Here is a 19,706-nt window from a genome sequence, read left to right as displayed (position 1 = left end):
GGGCGACACCGCCGCTCCGGCCGGCGAGCGCCATACGGGCAGCCTGGCCCGGCGCATGATGCTGATTGCGGCGGGGTGGATTACCGCCCTGCTGCTGGTCGGCGGCGTGGCGCTGGACCGGGCGCTGACCAACCTCGTTTCCAACCAGTTCGACGAGCAGCTGGCGATCTCGCTCAATTCGATGGTGCTGTCCGCCGAGCTGGACCCGTTCGGCGAGGTGCGCTTCAACCGCATCCTTGGCGACCAGCGCTTCCTGGAGCCGAACAGCGGCTTCTACTGGCAGATCGATGGCGAGGGCGTGCCTCCCTATGCCTCGCGCTCGCTGTGGGACAACCTGCTGGAGATTCGCGAGGATGCGCGTGCCTACGAGCCGATCTTCTACAACTCCAGCCAGTTCGAAAACGAGGACCTGCGCATAGCCCAGCGGACCGTCGCGCTGCCGGGTAGCGATGTCGAATGGCAGTTCGTCGTCGCCGGCTCGCGCGAGGACCTGGATCAGCAACTGGCCGACATTCGCGCCATCCTGGTCTGGTCTTTCGCCGTGCTCGGTATCGGCCTGTTCCTGATGGCGATGGCGCAGACCTGGTACGGCCTTGGCCCGCTGCGGCGGGTCCGCAAGGCCATCGCGCGCATCCGCACCACCGGTACCAACCGCGTCACCGATCCGCTGCCGCTGGAAGTGCAGCCGATGGTGGACGAGCTGAACGCGCTGCTCGAACATTCGGAAAAGCAGGCCGAGGAGGCGCGCACCCATGCGGGTAACCTTGCCCATGCGCTGAAGACGCCGCTGACGGTGCTCAACAATGCCGCCAGTGCCGGCGCGCCCGACCTTGACCGGACGGTGATGCGCGAAGCGGCGGTGATGCGCCGCCAGGTCGATCACCACCTGGCCCGCGCCCGCGCCGTGGGCCGCCGCGCCGTCGGCCTGTCCCGCGCCAGCGCGCTGGACAGTGCCGTGGCCGTGGAACGGGCGGTATCGCGCCTCTATCCGGACGTGCGCTTCGATATCGACGGCAAGGGCGAAGGCGAAGTCGCGGTGGAACGGCAGGACCTCGACGAGATGATCGGCAACCTGATCGAGAATGCCGCCAAGTACGGTGGCGGCAGCGTCTTCGTTACCGTCGATGCGGAGCCGGACGCCGAAACCTGCGCCATCCTGGTCGAAGACGACGGCACGGGCATTCCCGAAGCCAAGCGCGCCGAGATTTTTGGTCGCGGAGCGCGGCTGGATACGGAAAAGCCCGGTACCGGCCTCGGCCTCGCCATCGTGCGCGATGTCGCGGTGATCTATGGCGGGGATGTGCAACTGGGCGAGAGCGAGGACCTTGGCGGCCTGCTCGTGACGCTGCGGTTGCCGCGCGCGGCCAGCTAGCCGGTCGGCGTTGCCGGCATTCCTTCGAAATGCGGGATGTCCGGGTCCAGCTTGTCCCACGGAATCCGGTCTTTCACATAGATGGCGTTCTGCGGGGTGACCTGGGCGGGATCGTCCAGCGATCCGGCCTGCACCATGATCATGTCGCCCGGCAGGTCTCCCGACGTGTAGATGCGCCCGGCGCAGGTGCCGCAGAAATGCCGCGTCACCTTGCCGCCGGTTTCACCCACATTGGTGTAGGTCGCCAGCGAGCCGTTCAGCGCCAGCTGGTCCTTGTGGATGCCCAGGATCGTCGCATGGCCGGTGCCGGTGGCCTTCTGGCAATCCTTGCAGCAGCACTGGCTGACGAAAGCGGCAGGAGGGGTGATCTCGTAGCGGATTTCACCGCACAGGCATCCACCGCTCATCGTCGCATCGGCCACGGCGCTGCTCCTATCCGCCGCGCGCGATGCGGTGGTGGCGGATAACCTCGTCGATCACGAAGCGGATGAATTTCTCGCTGAATTCGGGATCCAGGTCGGCTTCCACCGCCAGCTTGCGCAGCCGTTCGATCTGGCGTGCCTCGCGCCCCGGATCGGCGGGTGGCAGGTGCGTCTTCGCCTTGTACTCGCCCACCGCCTGGGTGATGCGGAAACGTTCCGCCAGCATGTGGATCAGCGCGGCATCGATGTTGTCGATGCTCTTGCGGTAGGCCGAAAGGACGGGATCGGTCTGCGGATCGGGCACTTGCGGGTCCTGAATTCTCGATTGCGACTGGGGTGACTGGATCGACATGGTTGCGTTGTGCGGCACAAATGCCGCCTTGCCAACACCTCATGACATCCCCATGGAGGGCGCCATGAGCGACAATGTCGTCCCCATCAAGCGCGGCCCCGATGCCGCCAAGCCGACGTTGACGCCAATCCTGTCGTTGACGGCGACGCCGATGAACGCGGTGAACTCCATCATCCTCGATCGGATGCAGAGCGAGATTCCGCTTATTCCCGCCCTTGCCGGACACCTGATCGCCGGGGGTGGCAAGCGCATGCGTCCGATGCTGACGCTCGCCGGGGCAGAGCTGGTGGGATACCAGGGTACCCGCCATCACAAGCTCGCCGCCGCGGTCGAATTCATCCACACCGCCACCCTGCTGCACGACGACGTCGTCGACGGCAGCGAGACGCGGCGTGGCAAGGAAGCCGCCAACATCGTCTACGGCAATCCGGCCACGGTGCTGGTGGGCGATTTCTTGTTCTCCCGCGCGTTCGAGCTGATGGTGGAGGACGGCAGCCTGAAGGTGCTGAAGATCCTTTCCGGCGCCAGCGCCATCATCGCCCAGGGCGAGGTCGACCAGCTGACCGCGCAGCGCAAGATCGAGACGAGCGAGGAACGCTATCTCGACATCATCGGCGCCAAGACCGCCGCGCTGTTCGCCGCCGCCAGCCGCATTTCCGCCGTCGTCGCCGAGAAGGACGAGGCGGAAGAGCTGGCGCTGGATGCCTATGGTCGCAACCTGGGCGTCGCTTTCCAGCTGGTGGACGATGCCATCGACTACGATTCCGAACGCGCCGAAATGGGCAAGGATCGCGGCGACGACTTCCGCGAGGGCAAGATGACGCTGCCCGTCATCCTCGCCTATGCCCGCGGCAACGAGGAGGAGCGGCGCTTCTGGCAGGATGCCATCGCCGGCTTCGCCAACGAGGACGAGGATCTCGCCCACGCCGTCGACTTGATCCGCAAGCACGACTGTGTCGAGGCGACCCGCGAACGGGCTCGTCACTATGCCCAGCGCGCCTGCGATGCGCTGTCCAACTTCCCTGATGGCCGGGCAAAGGCCGCCATGGTGGAAGCCGCGCAGTTCGCGGTGGCACGCGGATACTGATCCGCTAGCGCGGTGGCGCAGAACCTTCCCATCGACTCCGTCTTGCCTGACCTGCTGGCCGCCCTGCGCGGCAGCAATGGCGCCGTGCTGGTCGCGCCGCCGGGGGCGGGCAAGACCACCGCCGTGGCTCCTGCCTTGCTGGACGAGGACTGGTGCGGCGGGCAGATCATCCTGACCAGTCCGCGCCGCGTGGCCGCCCGCGCGGCGGCGGAACGCATGGCCGAACTGCTGGGCGAGAAGGTGGGCGAACGCGTCGGCTACCTGACCCGCATGGACAGCAAGATCAGCAAGGCGACGCGCGTGCTGGTGGTGACCGAGGCGATCCTGGTGAACCGCCTGCTGGAGGATCAGGAGCTGGAAGGCGTTTCCGCCGTGCTGTTCGACGAGGCGCACGAGCGGCATCTCGACAGCGACCTTGGGCTGGCGCTGGCGCTGGAAAGCCAGTCCGTGCTGCGCGAGGACCTGCGCATCTGCGTCATGTCCGCCACCATCGACGGTGCGCGTTTCGCCCGGCTGATGGGGCAGGACGCTTCGGTTATCGAGAGCGAGGGCAAGGCCTGGCCGCTGCGGCTGGAATGGCTGGGCGCCTCGCCCGAAAAGCGGATCGAGGAGGCGATGACCTCCGCCGTGCTGCAGGCGTGGCGGGAAGAAGAGGGCGATGTGCTCGTCTTCCTGCCCGGCGTCGGCGAGATCGAACGCACCCGTGAACGGCTCTCCGAAAAGCTGCCGAACACGCCGATCCTGCCGCTGCACGGGCAAGTCCAACCGCAGGACCAGCGCGCTGCCATTCGCCGCGATCCCGAGGGGCGGCGGCGCATCGTGCTCGCCACCAGCATCGCCGAGACCTCGCTGACGCTCGACGGGGTGAGCGTGGTGGTCGATTCCGGCCTGGCCCGGCGCGCGCAGTTCGACCGGGCCGCAGGCACCACGCACCTGGTTACCCAGCGCGCCAGCCAGGCGGCGGCGGCGCAGCGGGCAGGGCGTGCGGCACGACAGGGGCCGGGTGTCGCCTATCGCCTGTGGGAAGAGGCGGGCCATGCCGGCCGCCCCGAATTCGATGCGCCGGAAATGCTTACCGCCGACCTCGCGCCGCTGGTCCTCAGCTTGGCGCGCTGGGGCGTCACCGATCCGGCGAGCCTGCGCTGGCTTGACGCGCCGCCTGAAGCCTCCGTCAGCGCGGCGCGCAAGCTGTTGCATGCCATGGGCGCGCTCGACGAAGCGGGTGCCATCACGCCCTGGGGCGATAAGGTCGCGCAATTGCCGATGGACCCGGCATCCGCAGCCGCTGTGCTGTTCGGTGCCCGGCACGGACAGGCAGTCGAAGCTGCCAAGCTGGTGTTGCTGGTGCAGGAGCGCGGGCTGGGCGGTCGCGGCGAGGACTTGCTGGCGCGGCTGCAGCGCTGGAACGGCGATCGCGGCAAGCGGGCCGAAACCTCGCGCAAGCTGGCAGGCAACTGGGCGAGGGCCGCCGAACGGCTGGTGACTGACGCCAAGCAGGCAAGTCTCGACCCGGCGCTGTTTATGGCCATGGCACGTCCCGAGATGGTCGCGCGACGTCGCGATGCTTCTGGCGAGCAATGGCTGGTGTCAGGCGGGCGCGGTTTCATGCTCGATCCTGCCTCCTCGTTGGCGCGCGCCGAGTGGCTGGTGATTGCCGATGCCCAAGGGCAGGCGAAGGGCGCGCGGATCACCGCCGCGGCCGAGTTGGCGCGCGAGGAGGTCGAAAAGCACCTTCAGCATCTGATCGAAGAGCGAACGATAGCCCGCTGGAACAACAGTGAAAAACGTGTCGAAGCGCGGCGCGAGAAGCGGCTGGGTGCGATCACGCTGTCCTCCGGTCCGGACCCTGATCCCGACCCGCAGGCGATTGTGGACATCCTTGTGGAAAAGTCCGTGGAGCAATTGGGGACATTGCTGCCGCCCGGTCTGCTGGCCCGTGCACGCTACGCCGGGATCGATGCCTTGTCGGAAGAGTCCCTGGCCAAGCGAGCGGACGACTGGTTGACGCCATTGCTGCATGGGCGGCGTGACCTGAACCTGCCCGCATCACGGTTCGCGGATGCCGCACTGAACCTGCTCTCCTGGGAAGAACGCCAGCAGCTCGATGCCGCTGCCCCGCGCGAGTTTTCCAGTCCGGCGGGAACCACCCACACAATCGACTACACCGGCGACGATGCGCCATGCGTGGAGGTGCGGGTGCAGGCGCTGTTCGGCCTTGAACGCCATCCGATGATCGGCACCACGCCGCTGCTGCTCAAGCTCACCAGTCCGGCTGGCCGCCCGATCCAGGCGACTCGCGACCTGCCGGGATTCTGGCGCGGCAGCTGGGACGATGTGCGCAAGGAGATGAAGGGCCGCTACCCCAAGCATCGCTGGCCCGAGGAACCTTGGGCGGAAAAGCCCAGTTTGAAGACCAAGAACGCCTTCCAAAATTCGGGAAGCTGAATTACAGGCCCACCCATGACTGACGCCCGCATCTACAAACGCCCCAAGAACGCCATGCAGTCCGGCAAGGCGCTGACCGACCAGTGGATCCTCGATTTCGTCCCGGCGGAAGCGAAGAAGCCTGATCCCCTGATGGGCTGGGCGGGCAGCGGCGACACGCGTCAGCAGGTGCAGCTGAAGTTCGAAAGCTGCGAGGCCGCCCAGGCCTATGCCGAAAAGCACGGCATCAAGGCGCGCGTGCACGCGGTTCCGCCGAAGAAACTGAAGATCCAGGCCTACGCCGACAACTTTCGGTGAGGTTGGTGTCATGAGCCTGCCGCCGCAGGCTCGTCCTCGCTAAACGCGCAGCAGAGCTGCGCCTGCTGAGGGCGACCGTTCGGTCTTGCGGTCCTGCGGTCCGATTCATGCTCTGCACCTTCCCTGTTGAAATGCGCTGAGTTCGCCGCCATATGGCCCGCGGGAGTCGGGTGGACGTTCGCGTTTGCTCACCGGGTCAGGTCCGGAAGGAAGCAGCCCAGGTAAATGGCAGCGGGTCGCTCGGCTCCTTTATCCACCACATTGTTGCGATGACATCTCCGGCGTGACCGCCTAGGTTCACGCGCATGAGTGATTCCCCCGAGAATTCCGACACGCCTCCATGGGAGGACGGTGAAGAGGGCGAGGCCGAGGCCAAGCCGTCTGCTGCCGAGCTGGAAGCTGCGGGGCAGAATTCAATGTTCGGCGAACCGGCCCCGGCTGCGCCCAAGCCGCCGGAGGAGCTGGAAGCTGCGCTCGCGCCTCCTTCACCGCCTGCGGAACAGCCTGCTGCGGCACCGGCATCGGCGCCTGCATCGGCATCGGCCCCGGACGCCGCACAGCCCTATCGCGTGCTGGCGCGCAAGTACCGTCCGCAGACCTTCTCCGAACTGATCGGGCAGGAACCGATGGTCCGCACGCTGGGCAATGCCATCGAGCGTGACCGGCTGGCCCATGCCTTCCTGATGACCGGCGTGCGCGGGGTGGGCAAGACCTCCACCGCGCGCCTGATCGCCAAGGCGCTCAATTGCGTGGGGCCGGATGGGCAGGGTGGCCCCACCATCAACCCGTGCGGTCAGTGCGAGCCGTGCCGGGCGATTGCCGAGGGGCGCCATATCGACGTGATCGAGATGGACGCCGCCAGCCATACCGGCGTCGATGACGTGCGCGAAATTATTGAGGCGGTGCGCTATGCCGCCGTTTCCGCGCGCTACAAGATCTACATCATCGACGAAGTCCACATGCTGTCGCGCAATGCCTTCAACGCGCTGCTGAAGACACTGGAAGAGCCGCCCGCGCATGTGAAGTTCCTGTTCGCCACGACCGAGGTCGACAAGCTGCCGGTGACGGTGCTCAGCCGCACCCAGCGGTTCGACCTGCGCCGCATCCCGCGCGAGATGCTGCAGGATCACTTCGCCTATGTCTGTTCGCAGGAAGGCGTCGAGGCCGAGGACGAGGCGTTGGCGATGATCGCGGCAGCCGCCGAAGGCTCGGTGCGCGATGGCCTGTCGATCCTCGACCAGGCGATCGCCCATGCCGACATGGATTCGGGCGATGCCGGAACCGTGGTTCGCGCCGCCAAGGTGCGCGACATGCTGGGTCTGGCCGACAAGGGTGCGCAGCGGCGCCTGTTCCAGCACCTGCTGGAAGGCGATCCGCAGGCGCTGTTGGCGGCGGTGGACCAGCAATATTCGCTGGGTGTCGAGCCGCTGGCGCTGATCCGTTCCCTGATGGAATTCACCCACCGCATCGCCGTGACGCAGGTCGCGGGCGGGGAGGCCGATGCGCCGACCGAGGAAGAGCGCGTTGCCATCGGCGAATGGGCGGAGCGTTTGTCACCCGGACAGGTGCATCGCCTGTGGCAACTGCTGCTGAAGGGCCATGACGAGGTGCGCACCGCCCCCGATCCGCTGGTCGCGGCGCAGATGGCGCTGCTGCGCGTGCTGCACGCCTCCGACATGCCCGATCCCGGCAAGCTGGCCAAGGAATTGAAGGACCTCGCCATGTCCGGCGGCGGCATTGGTGCTCCGGCCAGCGGTGGCGCGGGTGGCGGCACGCAAGCGCTGCGCTGGGAAGACGTAGTCGACCGCGTCGACAAGTCCGCGCTACCCAATGCCATGTCGCTCGCCACCAAGCTGCGCATGCAGGTGCGCGTGATCGAGTTGGAGCCAGGCAAGCTGGTCTTCACCCAGCCCGAAGGCTTCGACGACGACATCGCCCCGGAAATCCGCCAGGCGCTGCTCGAGGTGACCGGCCAGCGCTGGGATATCCAGCGTGGTGATAGCGAGGGCACGCCCACCCTGGTGGAGCAGGAAGAGGCTGCCCGCCGCGCCGAGAAGGAACGGCTGGAAAAGCACCCGATGATGGAAGCCGTGCGCGCCCATTTCCCCGATGCGCAGCTGGTCGAGCAGGTGGAACCCGCGCGTGGTCGCAAGGATTGGAGCCGCAGGGCTTGAAATTCGGCCGATCGACCTGAGCTTGGCCACAGGCCGCTCGCGAACGGCGCAAGACACGAAAAGGTGATCCGATGCAGAACATGGAAGAGATGATGAAGGCTGCGCAGGAAGCGGCGCAGAAGATCCAGCAGCAGATGAACGATGCGCAGGTGAAGCTGGACCAGATCGAGGTGGAAGGCACCGCCGGCGGCGGGCTGGTGAAGGTTCGCGCCAGCGCCCGTGGCCGCATCATCGGCGTCAACATCGACGACAGCCTGTTCAAGGAAGAGGAAAAGTCGATCCTCGAAGACCTCGTCACTGCCGCCTTCAATGACGCGCGCGACAAGGCCGATCGCGCCGCCAACGAACAGATGCAGGAAATGCAGGCCGGCCTCGGCCTGCCGCCGGGCTTTAACCTGCCGGGCATGGGATAGCCACCTGCGAAATCTGTGATAGGCTCCGGCCATGTCACTGATTCGACTTGGCTTCGTCGGCGTTATTGCAGGCGCCCTTCTGACATCTCCGGCACAGGCGGAAACGCCGCTCGAATATTTCGATCCGGCCTCCAACTGGGTGATGGATTACGGCGAGGACAGCTGCGCGCTGCGCCGTGCCTATGCCGACGCGGAGGGACGCACCGTCTATGTCGACATGCGGCAGGTGGCGCCGGGCACCTGGCTGACCTTCACCGTCTTCAGCGAGGACCTGGAGCGCATGCCCGAGGAGGTGCGCTACCGGTTCGAGCCGGATGACGAGAACAGCGACGTCGGCTTCGCCTTCGCGCTGGATTTCGGCGAGACGGCGCGGGGCTTCCGCTTTTCCGGAGATTACCTGCGCAAGGAGGAGCGGCCCGACGACTGGGAAGATTACCAGAATGTCGACCCCTCGATTCTCGCCGCACGGGAAGCGGAGGTGTCCGCCATGGTCATCCTCGAGGGTTTCGAGGATTCGATCCTGTTGCGCACCGGATCGCTGACCGGGCCGATGCAGGCCATGCGCGCCTGCCTTGATGACCTGATGAGCGGCCTCGGCGTCGATCCGGAAGTCCAGCGCACGCTCAGCCGCCGGGCGGAGCCGGTCAACGACATCAGCATTTCACAGAACCTTGGCGCCGACTTCCCGCGCGCCATGATTCGCGACCGGCAATCGGCGACGATGCAGGTACGACTGGTCGTCGGGCCGGACGGGCGTGTCAGCGACTGCAGCATCATCGGCATTGTCGGCCCGCCCGACTATGGCGAGGCGGCCTGCGGCAGTTTTTCCCGCTATGCCCGCTTCGAACCCGCGCTGGACGCCGATGGCAACCCGGTGGCGACCCTGTGGAACACCGACCTGAGTTACTGGACACGGTGATGCGCTGGCTGCCAGCGGCTGCCGTGTTTGCGGCGCTATCGGTTCAACCGGCGGCGGCGCAGGACGATGACTGGCTGCGCCTGGCGCCTGCCACGCCGTGGAACCTCGACTATGCCGAGGATAGCTGCGCGCTGCGCCGTGTTTTCGGGGAAGAAGGCCAGCAGGTTTTCCTCGAACTTCGGCAGTATCAGCCCGGTGAGGTGATGCAGCTGATCGTTACCAGCGACGATATCCGTCGCCGCGACAGTGCCTTCGATTTTCGCAGCGCTCGCGGCGTTACCGCGAACTTCATCCCGGATAACGAGCCTTACAACCATGGACGCCCGATGGGGGTCGATAACGACAACTGGGGGAAGGGTTTCATTTCCCGGATCGGCATCCTTACGGGCGCCGAACGCGATCTCGATACCCAGCTGACCCTCCGCCAGGGCGTGGACCTAGCCATTACCGATGAGCGGCGGGAAGAGCGTGAGAACGAGATTACGGGTCTCGCCGTCGGCAACGCCTTCAGGGAAGACTTCGTGCTGGAAACGGGAGCCATGCGGGCCCCCATGGAAGCGATGCGCGCATGCCTCGACGAATTGCTGACCCACTGGGGCATCGACGCCGAAGCGCAGAAGAACCTGTTACGGCCGGTCAGGCCGCTCGGCATCGAGCGCTGGGCGCGCGAACTGCAGGAACGATATCCGATGGAAATGCTGCGGCGCGGGCAGCAGGCGATTGTCAACGTGCGGCTGACCGTCGGCGAAGATGGGCGAGCAACCGGTTGCGCCGTGCAGAACTCGCTCAACGAGGCGACCTTCGACGAACTGGCGTGCGAACTGCTGCTGGAGCATAGCCGCTTTGAACCGGCACTGGATGGCAACGGCGATCCCATCACCAGCTACTGGGTTACGCGCGTCATCTATTCGATCGGCTGAGGCCACAACCGGGTAGCCGACCCTCTGTCCTACTGCGGGAATCCGTTGTCATTCAGGCGCGATGGTTGCTGCATCACTCACCCATCCGCGCCGGTTTGCCACCCCGGCAATAGTCCCGGAAAACTTCCTCTCCAGGACAGTGTTCCATGTGTTCCACATTAGCTTTCCACCCCTTAGCCCTAAGCCGACGTTGCAGGCGGGCGGGGTCGTGCCCATATTCGGCCTCAAGCTAGAGACACGGATTTACACATGACTGCATTCCCCCTCCTTCCCCTGCGCGACATCGTCGTCTTTCCCGGCATGGTCGTCCCGCTGTTCGTAGGCCGCGACAAGTCCGTGGCGGCGCTGGAAGCGGCCATGGAGAACGGCAACAAGGACATCTTCCTCGTCGCCCAGCTCGATCCCGCCTGCGACGATCCGGAGGCGGACGACCTCTACGATCTGGGCGTGGTGGCGCAGGTGCTGCAGATGCTGAAGCTGCCCGACGGCACGGTGCGCGTGCTGGTGGAAGGCCAGGTGCGCGCCAAGATGACCGAGATGCGCGTCGCCGATGGCTATGTCATGGCGCAGACCGAGGAAGTTCCGCAGACCACTGCCAGCGGCAGCGAAGTGACGGCCATGATGCGCAGCGCGCTCGGCCAGTTCATGGAATATGCCAAGTCCAACAAGAAGGACTCCGACGAACTGGAGGGTGAACTCTCGCAGATCGACGATGCCGGCGCGCTGGCCGATGCCATCGCCGCCAACCTTGCCGCCAAGGTGGAAACCAAGCAGCAGCTGCTCGCCGAGAGCGATGCGCTGAAGCGGCTGGAAATGGTCTATTCGGTGATGGAGGGCGAGCTTTCCGTCCTGCAGGTCGAAAAGAAGATCCGCGGCCGCGTGAAGCGGCAGATGGAGAAGACCCAGCGCGAATACTACCTCAACGAACAGCTCAAGGCGATCCAGACCGAGCTGGGCGGCGGTGACGGTGAAGACGGCGACGAGATCGCCGAACTGACCAAGAAGATCGAGGAAACCAAGCTCTCCAAGGAAGCCAAGGCCAAGGCCGAAAGCGAGCTGAAGAAGCTGAAGGGCATGCAGCCGATGAGCGCCGAGGCGACCGTCGTGCGCAACTACCTCGACGTGCTGCTGGGCCTGCCGTGGGGCAAGAAGAGCAAGCTGAAGAAGGACATCGCCAAGGCGCAGCAGATCCTCGATGCGGATCACTACGCGCTGGAAAAGGTGAAGGACCGGATCATCGAGTACCTCGCCGTGCAGGCGCGCACCAACAAGTTGAAGGGGCCGATCCTGTGCCTCGTTGGCCCGCCGGGCGTCGGCAAGACTTCGCTGGGCAAGTCCATCGCCAAGGCGACCGGGCGCGAGTTCATTCGCCAGTCGCTGGGCGGCGTGCGTGACGAGGCCGAGATTCGCGGCCACCGCCGCACCTATATCGGCTCCCTGCCGGGCAAGATCGTGTCGAACCTGAAGAAGGCCGGCACCAGCAACCCGCTGTTCCTGCTCGACGAGATCGACAAGCTTGGCCAGGACTTCCGCGGCGATCCGGCATCGGCGCTGCTCGAGGTGCTCGACCCCGAACAGAACGACAAGTTCCAGGACCACTACCTGGAGCTGGATATCGACCTGTCGGACATCATGTTCGTCACCACGGCCAACAGCCTCGACCTGCCGCAGCCGCTACTCGACCGCATGGAGATCATCCGGCTGGAGGGCTACACCGAGGACGAGAAGGTGGAGATCGCCAAGCGTCACCTGATCGACAAGCAGGTGCGCGACCACGGCCTTAAGGAAGGCGAGTTCGAGCTGACCGAAGAGGGCCTGCGCGACCTGATCCGCTACTACACCCGCGAGGCGGGCGTGCGTACGCTGGAACGCGAGATCGCCAACCTCGCGCGCAAGAGCCTGCGCAAGATCCTGGAGAAGGAAGTCGAGAGCGTGAAAATCACGCCCGAGAACCTTTCCGACTTCGCCGGCGTGCGCAAGTTCAAGCACGGCGTGTCCGAGGAAGAGCCGCAGGTGGGCGCCGTGACCGGCCTCGCCTGGACTTCGGTGGGCGGCGAACTGCTGACCATCGAAAGCGTCACCACGCCGGGCAAGGGCGAGATCAAGACGACCGGCAAGCTGGGCGAGGTGATGAACGAATCTGTCGCCGCCGCCTTCAGCTTCGTGAAGGCGCGGGCACCTGCCTATGGCATCAAGCCGAGCATCTTCCAGCGCAAGAACGTCCACATCCACCTGCCCGAAGGCGCGGTGCCGAAGGACGGTCCGAGCGCGGGCATCGGCATGGTCACCTCGATCGTCTCGACGCTGACCGGCGTGACCGTGCGTCCCGACGTGGCGATGACCGGGGAGGTCACCCTGCGCGGACGCGTGCTGGCGATCGGCGGTCTGAAGGAGAAGCTGCTTGCGGCGCTGCGCGGCGGCATCAAGACCGTGCTGATCCCGGAAGAGAACGAGAAGGACCTCGCCGAGATTCCGGCGAACGTGAAGGAAGGCCTGGAGATCGTGCCGGTCAGTCATGTCGACCAGGTGCTGGAGCTGGCGCTGACCAGCCTGCCGGCGCCGATCGAGTGGACCGAGGCCGACGACCTTGCCAGCCAGCCGCAGGGTCATCCGGGCTCCGAACCGCCGACCACCACCGCGCATTGAGTCGCGGACGTCGCGGTCGGAGCTACCGGCAGGATCGGGGCCGCCCTGGCCGGCGCGGCGAAACATTCGTGTGCTGTCACGCGATAAAGCTTCGTCCTGTCTCAAAAAACCCGCCAGTTGAGCGGCTTTGCCTTTGACACCGTCAGCAAAACTCGCTCAATTCGCGCAATCGCTGAGCGATTCATAAAAGAAGTCTCAGAAAATCTGAATGAGGGGGTTCTCCTAGAAATGAACAAGAATGAACTGATCGGCGCGGTCGCGGACTCGAGTGGCCTTTCCCGCAACGACGCGACCAAGGCGGTTGAGGCCGTGTTCGACACGATCACCGGCACGCTGTCGAAGGGCGACGAAGTGCGCCTCGTCGGTTTCGGTACTTTCTCGGTGGCCAAGCGCAAGGCGTCCACCGGTCGCAACCCGCGCACCGGCGAACCGATGACGATCAAGGCATCGACGCAGCCGAAGTTCAAGGCCGGCAAGGGCCTGAAGGACGCGGTCAACTAAGCCGACGCGTTACCCCCGATGGATGGAGGGGGAGGGAGAAAAAAGGGTCGTCCCGCGGGGCGGCCCTTTTCCTTTGCCTAGCGGGCGAATTCGATCAGGGCCGCCGGCGCCGCGACGGTCGAGGGGCCGATCTCCCAGGTCAGCACCTGACCTGCCGTCGTGGCGCTGGGGCCTTCGTCGGTGTTGTTGGTCAGGATGCGGCCATCGGTGACAATGCGGAAGGTGCCTTCGGGCGGGCGAATGTCGGGCAGGGCGTTTTCGCCACCCTCTTCGCCCATCTCGGACATAGCTCCGAACATGCCCATCATCATGGCGCCCAGCGGATTGCCTGCCGAGGGCGCGAAGCCGGGCGCTTCGATCCGTGCGCGATTGCCGTCGCGCAGGCGCACCTGCACGAAGGAATTGGACATCGGCATGTTTTCGAAGGTCGGGAAGTCGAAGTCGTGGCCCAGTGTGCTGGTGATCGAGAAGTCGACCACGAAGGTGCCGTCGCCGACGAATTCCACGCTGTTCCAGCCAGCCTGCCGCTCCAGCATCTCGGTCATTTCCGCCATCGCTTCGGGATCGGACATGTCGACACCGCCGACCATGCTCTCCATCATCGCGCGGCCCATCTCGTCATCGCGGGCGCGTTCGGCCAGTTCCTCTTCGGTGCAGGGCCGTTCCTTGCTGCCTTCCTCGTTGTAGCAAGGTTCCTCACCCTCGGCCTCGGCTGCCATCTCGGCCAGCTGGGTGAGGCCCGCCATCACGATTTCGCCCTGGTATTCGAAGGCGAATTGCCGGTCTGACTGGATGTGCAGCGTGGCATCGAAAGTGCCCGGCTGGAACAGGCAGCCGGACAGGATTGCGGTCGATGCCAGCAGGGCGGCGGCGCGCAGCTTGCGCAGCGGAACGGTCATGACGGTTACTCTCCCGTGTCGCGTGTCGCCACCGCATATAGCGCAATGGCTCCGGCATTGGACACGTTGAGGCTTTCCATCGCGTTACTGATGGGCAGCCGGGCCAAGGCATCGCAATGCTGCGCAACGTTGTGGCGCATGCCTTCGCCTTCAGCGCCCAGCACCAGCGCGACCGGCCCGGCGGGCAGGGCTTCGGCCAGCGTGGCTTCGGCTTCGCCGGTCAGGCCGATGCGCCAGTATCCGGCCTCGGCCATGTCCTCCAGCGCGCGCGAAAGGTTTACCACGCGCACCCAGGGCACCACTTCCAGCGCGCCGGATGCGGACTTGCCGATCACGCCGCCCTCAGGCGGGGCATGGCGATCCTGCGTCACGATGGCAGCGGCGTTGAAGGCGGCGGCAGAGCGCAGCAGGGCGCCGACATTGTGCGGGTCGGTCACCTGGTCGAGCACGATGATCGGGCTGGTCGGGTCGCCGGACAGCACCTCGTCGAGGTGCAGGTCTTCCAGTGGTTCGCATTCCAGCACCAGTCCCTGGTGCGGTGCATCCTTGGCCACCAGCCGGGCGAGGTCGGAGACGTCCGCATATTCGACCGGGAAATCGGGTGGCAGTTCACCGTCGAGCGATTCGATGCCTTCGCGCGTCGCCCACAGCTTGCGATGCTGGCGGCGCGGGTTCTTCAAAGCGGCTTCCACCGCATGGCGGCCCCAGAGGCGCGTATGCCCCTTGGTGGCGCGGCCGGAGCCGCGTCCACCCTGCATCCTTCCGGCGCGTCCGCGCAGGTTCTTGCCGCCTTTTCCCTTGGCCATAATGCCTCGCCTTTCCGAAACTTTGGCGCCTCCTGCCAGCAGGCCCATTGACAGGCAAGCGGTGCTTCGCCATTGGGGCGCCTCTCGGCTGGAAAGTGCCCCTTGTGGGCGCTCACCAATGCGGGTCAGAACCCGCCTCCGGCAACGGTGTGGACAGGTGGCCGAGTGGTTAAAGGCAGCAGACTGTAAATCTGCCCGCGCAAGCGTACGCTGGTTCGAATCCAGCCCTGTCCACCACCGCCGCAGCCTACATGGATACCCTCGCAAGAACGGAGCCGGCCTGGTCGACCAGGGCGGTGGCGGACCAGACCGGCTCGGCGGCGCCATGCCCCCTGGTAAAGACGCCGCATCCGAACAGCGCCAATCGTGCGGGGCGCCGCGTCGGATGGCCAACATGGCACTTTGTCACGCCAGGTCATTGATATCCATCAAGGCTCCCGAGACCAGGTCATTAGCGCTTTCGCCCGGGCACGTGCCTTGTGCAGTACCGGCTCGGTATAGCCCGAGGGCTGGCACGTGCCGGTGATGATCAGCTCGCGCGCGGCATTGAGGGCGATCGACTGGCGTTCGTTACCGGCCATCGGCCGATAGTCCGGTTCGCCCGCGTTCTGCGCATCGACCTTGGCCGCCATGCGGTGCAGCGCCTCGTCGATCATCAGCCGATCGACCACGCCATGCAGCAGCCAGTTGGCGATGTGCTGGCTGGAGATGCGCAAGGTCGCGCGGTCTTCCATCAGGCCGACATCGTGGATGTCGGGCACCTTGGAGCAGCCAATCCCGGCATCGATCCAGCGTACCATGTAGCCAAGGATGCCCTGCACGTTGTTGTCGAGCTCCACCGCGATTTCCCCGGCCGACCAGCTGGCGTTTTCCGCCAGTGGCACGGTCAGCAGTTTCTCGACCGGCACGACAGGTTCGGCCAGGCGGTCTTGCTGGCGCTGCTCGACATTACAGCGGTGATAATGCGTGGCGTGCAGCGTGGCGGCAGTCGGCGAGGGCACCCAGGCGGTGCTGGCTCCGCTCATCGGGTGGCCGATCTTCTGGGCCAGCATGTCATGCATGGCATCGGGAGCGGCCCACATGCCCTTGCCGATCTGCGCCCGGCCGGCAAAGCCGCAGGCAAGACCTATCCGGACATTGCGATCCTCGTAGGCGGCAATCCATTCCGCCTGCTTGATGTCGCCCTTGCGCTGCATCGGTCCGGCCAGCATCGAGGTGTGAATCTCGTCGCCGGTACGATCGAGGAAGCCGGTGTTGATGAAGAACACCCGGTCGCGCACGGCGTGGATGCAGGCGGCGAGGTTGGCGCTGGTACGCCGTTCCTCGTCCATCACGCCGACCTTGATCGTGTTGCGCGGCAGACCGAGCATGTCCTCGACGGCTGCAAACAGGTCATCGGCAAAGGCGCATTCATCGGGGCCGTGCATCTTGGGTTTGACCACGTAGATCGACCCCTTGCGGCTGTTCTGCAGGCGACCAAGGCGCTTGAGGTCGTGCAGGCCGATCAGCGCTGTTACGGCGGCGTCCAACAGCCCTTCGAATATCTCGCTGCCATCGGACAGGCGCAGCGCAGGGGTCGTCATCAGGTGGCCGACATTGCGCACCAACAGCAGGCTGCGTGTGCGCAGCGCGTGTTGCTGGCCATGGGCATCGGTGTAGGTACGATCCGGGTTGGCGGTGCGAACGACCTTGCTGTCACCCTTGGTGAAGCTGGCGACCATGTCCCCGCGCAGGGCGCCGAGCCAGTTGCGATAGGCGGCGACCTTGTCCTCGCCATCCACCGCCGCCACCGAGTCTTCGAGGTCGACGATGGTTGAGAGCGCGGATTCGAGGCGAATGTCCGCAATCTGCGCGGGGTCATTGCTGCCGATGGGGTGGTCGGCGTCGATGACGACCTCGATCTTCAGGCCGTGGTTCTCCAGCAGCAGGTTGCCGCCGATGGTGCCGAGGAACTGGGCCGGATCGGCCAGCACGGGCGTGCCACCTGACCAGTTCGACCAGCTTCCCTCGGCCAAGGGGACGGCTTCGTCGAGGAAGGCCTTGGCCCAGTCGATCACGGCGGTGCCGCGCATTTCGGAATATGCGCCATGCGGTACTGGCGTGCCGTCGAGCGCATCGGTGCCGTAGAGCGCATCGTAGAGGCTGCCCCAGCGCGCATTGACGGCGTTGAGCATGAAGCGCGCGTTCAGGGCAGGAACCACCAGTTGCGGCCCGGCGACCTGCGCGATCTCCGCGTCGACATTGGTGGTTCCGATGGTGAAGGGTTCGGGCTCTGGCACCAGATAGCCCATGTCGCGCAGCACGCGCGGGGGAACGCCGCAAACGGCTTTCGGATGCTGGCGGTGCCAGTCGTCGATGGCGTCCTGCAATTCCTGCCGCCGGTCCAGCAACGCGCGGTTTTGCGGGGTGAAGTCTGCGGCAATGGCAGCAAGGCCCCGCCAGAAGCGGTCCGCGCCGATGCCGGTGCCGGGCAGCGCTTCGGCCTCGACGAAAGCGGCCAGCCGGGGATCGACGGCCAACCCCGCGCGAAGGACATATCCGTCGCGCGGGGCCTGATTCTCGCCCGTCGGCTGGCGGGTGAGGGCGGTACTGGTCATCGGCCGAAGCGCCCCAGTCGGTGGTGCAGGTTCACCAGCTTGCGGGTCTCCGCATCGTCCCCACCATTGCGGATGGCGACGGCCAGCGCGTTGCGGATGAGGCCGAAATCCTCGGTCGAGAAGACCGGGCGAGCCATTGTCGGATGGGCCATTTTACTTCTCCTTCTCTCTGCTAGCGCGGCAAGTCAGGCCGCAAACTGGTTCATGGTGTTGTGTTCGCCGCCGGCCTTGAGCGCGGCTTCTCCGGCGAAGGCTTCCTTGTGGTCGTCCCCGATGTCGGAGCCGGCCATGTTCTGGTGCTTGACGCAGGCGATGCCCTGGCGGATTTCCTCGCGCTGCACCTGCTTGACGTAGCCAAGCATGGCTTCCTCGCCGAAGTAGCGCTTGGCGAGATTGTCGGTGCTGAGCGCGGCCGTGTGGTAGGTCGGCAGGGTGATCAGGTGGTGGAAGATGCCCGCCCGCTGCGCCGCATCGCGCTGGAAGGTGCGGATCTTCTCGTCGGCTTCGATCGCCAGCTCGCTGTCGTCGTAGTGCTGGCTCATCAGCCGTTCGCGGTCGTACATCGACAGGTCGCGGCCCTCGGCCTGCCAGGCGTCGTATACCTGCTGGCGGAAGTTCAGCGTCCAGTTGAAGCTGGGCGAGTTGTTGTAGACCAGCTTGGCGTTCGGCACGACTTCGCGGATGCGATCCACCATGCCGGCGATCTGCTCGACGTGCGGCTTTTCGGTCTCGATCCACAGCAGGTCGGCTCCGTTCTGCAGGCTCGTGATGCAGTCCAGCACCACGCGGTCCTCGCCCGTGCCGGGACGGAACTGGTAGAGGTTGGAGGGCAGGCGCTTGGGCTTGAGGAGCCTGCCCTCCCGGCTGATCAGCACCTCTCCGTTGCCGACAGCCTCGAGGTTCACTTCCTCGCAGTCGAGGAAGGAATTGTACTGGTCGCCGAGGTCACCCGCCTCGCGGCTGAAGGCGATCTGCTTGGTCAGGCCGGCGCCCAGCGAGTCCGTGCGCGCGACAATGATTCCCTCGGGCACGCCCAGTTCGAGGAAGGCGTAACGGATGGCACGGATCTTCTGCAGGAAGTCCTCGTGCGGCACCGTCACCTTGCCGTCCTGGTGGCCGCACTGCTTCTCGTCGGACACCTGGTTCTCGATCTGCAGTGCGCAGGCACCGGCTTCGATCATCTTCTTGGCCAGCAGGTAGGTCGCCTCGGCATTGCCGAAGCCGGCATCGATATCGGCGAAGATCGGCACGACATGGGTCTGGTGGTTGTCGATGGCCTGTTGCGCCTCGGCGGCGGCTTTCTCGTCGCCCGCCGCGCGTGCCTTGTCGAGGTCGCGGAACAGGCCGCCCAGCTCGCGGGCATCGGCCTGCCTCAGGAACGTGTAGAGTTCCTCGATCAGCGCGGGGACGCTGGTCTTCTCGTGCATCGACTGGTCGGGCAGGGGGCCGAACTCGCTGCGCAGCGCGGCGACCATCCAGCCCGAGAGGTAGAGGTAGCGGCCCTTGGCGCTGCCGAAATGCTTCTTGATGGAGATCATCTTCTGCTGGCCGATGAAGCCGTGCCAGCAGCCCAGCGACTGCGTGTAGGCGGCCGGGTCCCTGTCATAGGCCTCCATGTCCTCGCGCATGGTCTTCGCCGTGTACCGGGCGATGTGGAGACCGGTCTGGAACCTGTTCTGTGCGCGGAGGCGCGCGGCGAATTCCGGGTCGATACCCTGCCAGTGGCGGCCATGCTGCTGCTTGAGGCCGGTCTGGCGGTGGATTTCGGCGAAATGGGTCATGCGGGAAAGTCCTTTGAAGGGGTGATTTCGTGACCCCTTGCTCTCACCCGCAGCGACGATTGTCGCGCCTTGCAG

17 protein-coding genes, 1 tRNA gene and 1 other RNA gene are annotated in these 19,706 nt (G+C 65.6%); 12 read left to right on the top strand and 7 right to left on the bottom strand.

Features of this window, described 5'->3' with window-relative positions; all coding sequences use genetic code 11:
- Positions 1-55: 55 nt before the first annotated feature.
- The gene (locus OZN62_RS03620; RefSeq protein ID WP_269101385.1) at positions 56-1,372 is read left to right on the top strand and encodes a sensor histidine kinase; all 1,317 of its coding nucleotides are present in this window, start codon (positions 56-58) and stop codon (positions 1,370-1,372) included.
- On the opposite strand, the gene OZN62_RS03615 is transcribed toward OZN62_RS03620, so the two are convergent.
- Together OZN62_RS03615 and OZN62_RS03610 are read right to left on the bottom strand one after the other, a co-directional pair.
- On the bottom strand, positions 1,369-1,794 hold the full coding sequence (locus OZN62_RS03615) for a GFA family protein (protein ID WP_269101384.1): 426 nt from the start codon (positions 1,792-1,794) through the stop codon (positions 1,369-1,371). The two genes, OZN62_RS03620 and OZN62_RS03615, sit on opposite strands and share 4 nt — an antisense overlap.
- Before the next feature lie 10 nt (positions 1,795-1,804).
- Positions 1,805-2,146 (bottom strand): chorismate mutase, encoded by a 342-nt coding sequence (locus OZN62_RS03610; RefSeq protein ID WP_269102094.1) that lies wholly within the window; start codon positions 2,144-2,146, stop codon positions 1,805-1,807.
- Between the two features lie 64 nt (positions 2,147-2,210).
- Between OZN62_RS03610 and OZN62_RS03605 the strand changes: the two genes are divergently transcribed.
- From OZN62_RS03605 to OZN62_RS03560, 10 genes are all read left to right on the top strand, one after another.
- Entirely contained in the window at positions 2,211-3,233 is a 1,023-nt protein-coding gene (locus OZN62_RS03605; protein ID WP_269101383.1) for a polyprenyl synthetase family protein, read from the top strand.
- Between the two features lie 12 nt (positions 3,234-3,245).
- Complete coding sequence (hrpB, locus tag OZN62_RS03600; protein ID WP_269101382.1) at positions 3,246-5,678, top strand: ATP-dependent helicase HrpB; 2,433 nt, start codon at positions 3,246-3,248, stop codon at positions 5,676-5,678.
- A gap of 15 nt (positions 5,679-5,693) precedes the next feature.
- On the top strand, positions 5,694-5,975 hold the full coding sequence (locus OZN62_RS03595) for an ETC complex I subunit (protein WP_269101381.1): 282 nt from the start codon (positions 5,694-5,696) through the stop codon (positions 5,973-5,975).
- A gap of 159 nt (positions 5,976-6,134) precedes the next feature.
- An RNA gene (ffs, locus tag OZN62_RS03590) (signal recognition particle sRNA small type) lies at positions 6,135-6,229 on the top strand.
- 51 nt (positions 6,230-6,280) lie between these two features.
- Positions 6,281-8,149, top strand: coding sequence for a DNA polymerase III subunit gamma/tau (locus tag OZN62_RS03585; RefSeq protein WP_269101380.1), 1,869 nt, complete (start codon positions 6,281-6,283; stop codon positions 8,147-8,149).
- Between the two features lie 71 nt (positions 8,150-8,220).
- Positions 8,221-8,562: a YbaB/EbfC family nucleoid-associated protein gene (locus tag OZN62_RS03580; RefSeq protein ID WP_269101379.1), complete on the top strand. Its 342-nt coding sequence runs from the start codon at positions 8,221-8,223 to the stop codon at positions 8,560-8,562.
- A 31-nt stretch (positions 8,563-8,593) separates the two neighbouring features.
- A complete protein-coding gene (locus OZN62_RS03575; RefSeq protein WP_269101378.1) occupies positions 8,594-9,481 on the top strand; it encodes an energy transducer TonB in 888 nt (295 codons plus the stop codon).
- Positions 9,481-10,401, top strand: coding sequence for an energy transducer TonB (locus OZN62_RS03570; protein WP_269101377.1), 921 nt, complete (start codon positions 9,481-9,483; stop codon positions 10,399-10,401). The genes OZN62_RS03575 and OZN62_RS03570 overlap by 1 nt, the downstream gene beginning before the upstream one ends.
- A 249-nt stretch (positions 10,402-10,650) precedes the next feature.
- Positions 10,651-13,047, top strand: coding sequence for an endopeptidase La (lon, locus tag OZN62_RS03565; RefSeq protein ID WP_269101376.1), 2,397 nt, complete (start codon positions 10,651-10,653; stop codon positions 13,045-13,047).
- A gap of 228 nt (positions 13,048-13,275) precedes the next feature.
- Entirely contained in the window at positions 13,276-13,548 is a 273-nt protein-coding gene (locus OZN62_RS03560) for an HU family DNA-binding protein (protein WP_120075658.1), read from the top strand.
- A gap of 77 nt (positions 13,549-13,625) precedes the next feature.
- On the opposite strand, the gene OZN62_RS03555 is transcribed toward OZN62_RS03560, so the two are convergent.
- The gene (locus OZN62_RS03555; protein ID WP_269101375.1) at positions 13,626-14,447 is read right to left on the bottom strand and encodes a hypothetical protein; all 822 of its coding nucleotides are present in this window, start codon (positions 14,445-14,447) and stop codon (positions 13,626-13,628) included.
- Between the two features lie 5 nt (positions 14,448-14,452).
- Positions 14,453-15,253, bottom strand: coding sequence for a 23S rRNA (guanosine(2251)-2'-O)-methyltransferase RlmB (gene rlmB / locus OZN62_RS03550; RefSeq protein ID WP_269101374.1), 801 nt, complete (start codon positions 15,251-15,253; stop codon positions 14,453-14,455).
- A 151-nt stretch (positions 15,254-15,404) separates the two neighbouring features.
- Between rlmB and OZN62_RS03545 the strand changes: the two genes are divergently transcribed.
- Positions 15,405-15,490: transfer RNA gene (locus tag OZN62_RS03545), tRNA-Tyr, on the top strand.
- 191 nt (positions 15,491-15,681) lie between these two features.
- Here OZN62_RS03545 and OZN62_RS03540 read toward each other — a convergent pair.
- From OZN62_RS03540 to OZN62_RS03530, 3 genes are read right to left on the bottom strand one after another with little or no spacing between them, the layout of a single operon-like run.
- On the bottom strand, positions 15,682-17,850 hold the full coding sequence (locus OZN62_RS03540; RefSeq protein ID WP_269101373.1) for a malate synthase G: 2,169 nt from the start codon (positions 17,848-17,850) through the stop codon (positions 15,682-15,684).
- Positions 17,847-18,002, bottom strand: a complete 156-nt coding sequence (locus OZN62_RS03535) for a hypothetical protein (protein WP_269101372.1) — start codon at positions 18,000-18,002, stop codon at positions 17,847-17,849. The genes OZN62_RS03540 and OZN62_RS03535 overlap by 4 nt, the downstream gene beginning before the upstream one ends.
- A 33-nt stretch (positions 18,003-18,035) precedes the next feature.
- Positions 18,036-19,631: an isocitrate lyase gene (locus tag OZN62_RS03530; protein ID WP_269101371.1), complete on the bottom strand. Its 1,596-nt coding sequence runs from the start codon at positions 19,629-19,631 to the stop codon at positions 18,036-18,038.
- Between the last annotated feature and the right edge of the window lie 75 nt (positions 19,632-19,706).

Source organism: Aurantiacibacter sp. MUD11 (assembly GCF_026967575.1).
Classification (GTDB): Bacteria; Pseudomonadota; Alphaproteobacteria; order Sphingomonadales; family Sphingomonadaceae; genus Alteraurantiacibacter.
The sequence above is the reverse complement of the archived record's forward strand: the minus strand, read 5'-3'. Positions and strand labels throughout refer to the sequence as shown.

What these genes read in the sequence shown, in the direction of transcription:
- OZN62_RS03610 (WP_269102094.1), bottom strand. Translation starts at nt 2,146, where the DNA reads ATGTCGATCCAGTCACCCCAGTCGCAATCGAGAATTCAGGACCCGCAA.
- OZN62_RS03620 (WP_269101385.1), top strand. Translation starts at nt 56, where the DNA reads ATGATGCTGATTGCGGCGGGGTGGATTACCGCCCTGCTGCTGGTCGGC.
- OZN62_RS03585 (WP_269101380.1), top strand. Translation starts at nt 6,281, where the DNA reads ATGAGTGATTCCCCCGAGAATTCCGACACGCCTCCATGGGAGGACGGT.
- OZN62_RS03575 (WP_269101378.1), top strand. Translation starts at nt 8,594, where the DNA reads ATGTCACTGATTCGACTTGGCTTCGTCGGCGTTATTGCAGGCGCCCTT.
- OZN62_RS03560 (WP_120075658.1), top strand. Translation starts at nt 13,276, where the DNA reads ATGAACAAGAATGAACTGATCGGCGCGGTCGCGGACTCGAGTGGCCTT.
- OZN62_RS03555 (WP_269101375.1), bottom strand. Translation starts at nt 14,447, where the DNA reads ATGACCGTTCCGCTGCGCAAGCTGCGCGCCGCCGCCCTGCTGGCATCG.
- lon (WP_269101376.1), top strand. Translation starts at nt 10,651, where the DNA reads ATGACTGCATTCCCCCTCCTTCCCCTGCGCGACATCGTCGTCTTTCCC.
- rlmB (WP_269101374.1), bottom strand. Translation starts at nt 15,253, where the DNA reads ATGGCCAAGGGAAAAGGCGGCAAGAACCTGCGCGGACGCGCCGGAAGG.
- OZN62_RS03595 (WP_269101381.1), top strand. Translation starts at nt 5,694, where the DNA reads ATGACTGACGCCCGCATCTACAAACGCCCCAAGAACGCCATGCAGTCC.
- OZN62_RS03580 (WP_269101379.1), top strand. Translation starts at nt 8,221, where the DNA reads ATGCAGAACATGGAAGAGATGATGAAGGCTGCGCAGGAAGCGGCGCAG.
- OZN62_RS03605 (WP_269101383.1), top strand. Translation starts at nt 2,211, where the DNA reads ATGAGCGACAATGTCGTCCCCATCAAGCGCGGCCCCGATGCCGCCAAG.
- OZN62_RS03530 (WP_269101371.1), bottom strand. Translation starts at nt 19,631, where the DNA reads ATGACCCATTTCGCCGAAATCCACCGCCAGACCGGCCTCAAGCAGCAG.
- OZN62_RS03570 (WP_269101377.1), top strand. Translation starts at nt 9,481, where the DNA reads ATGCGCTGGCTGCCAGCGGCTGCCGTGTTTGCGGCGCTATCGGTTCAA.
- OZN62_RS03540 (WP_269101373.1), bottom strand. Translation starts at nt 17,850, where the DNA reads ATGACCAGTACCGCCCTCACCCGCCAGCCGACGGGCGAGAATCAGGCC.
- OZN62_RS03535 (WP_269101372.1), bottom strand. Translation starts at nt 18,002, where the DNA reads ATGGCCCATCCGACAATGGCTCGCCCGGTCTTCTCGACCGAGGATTTC.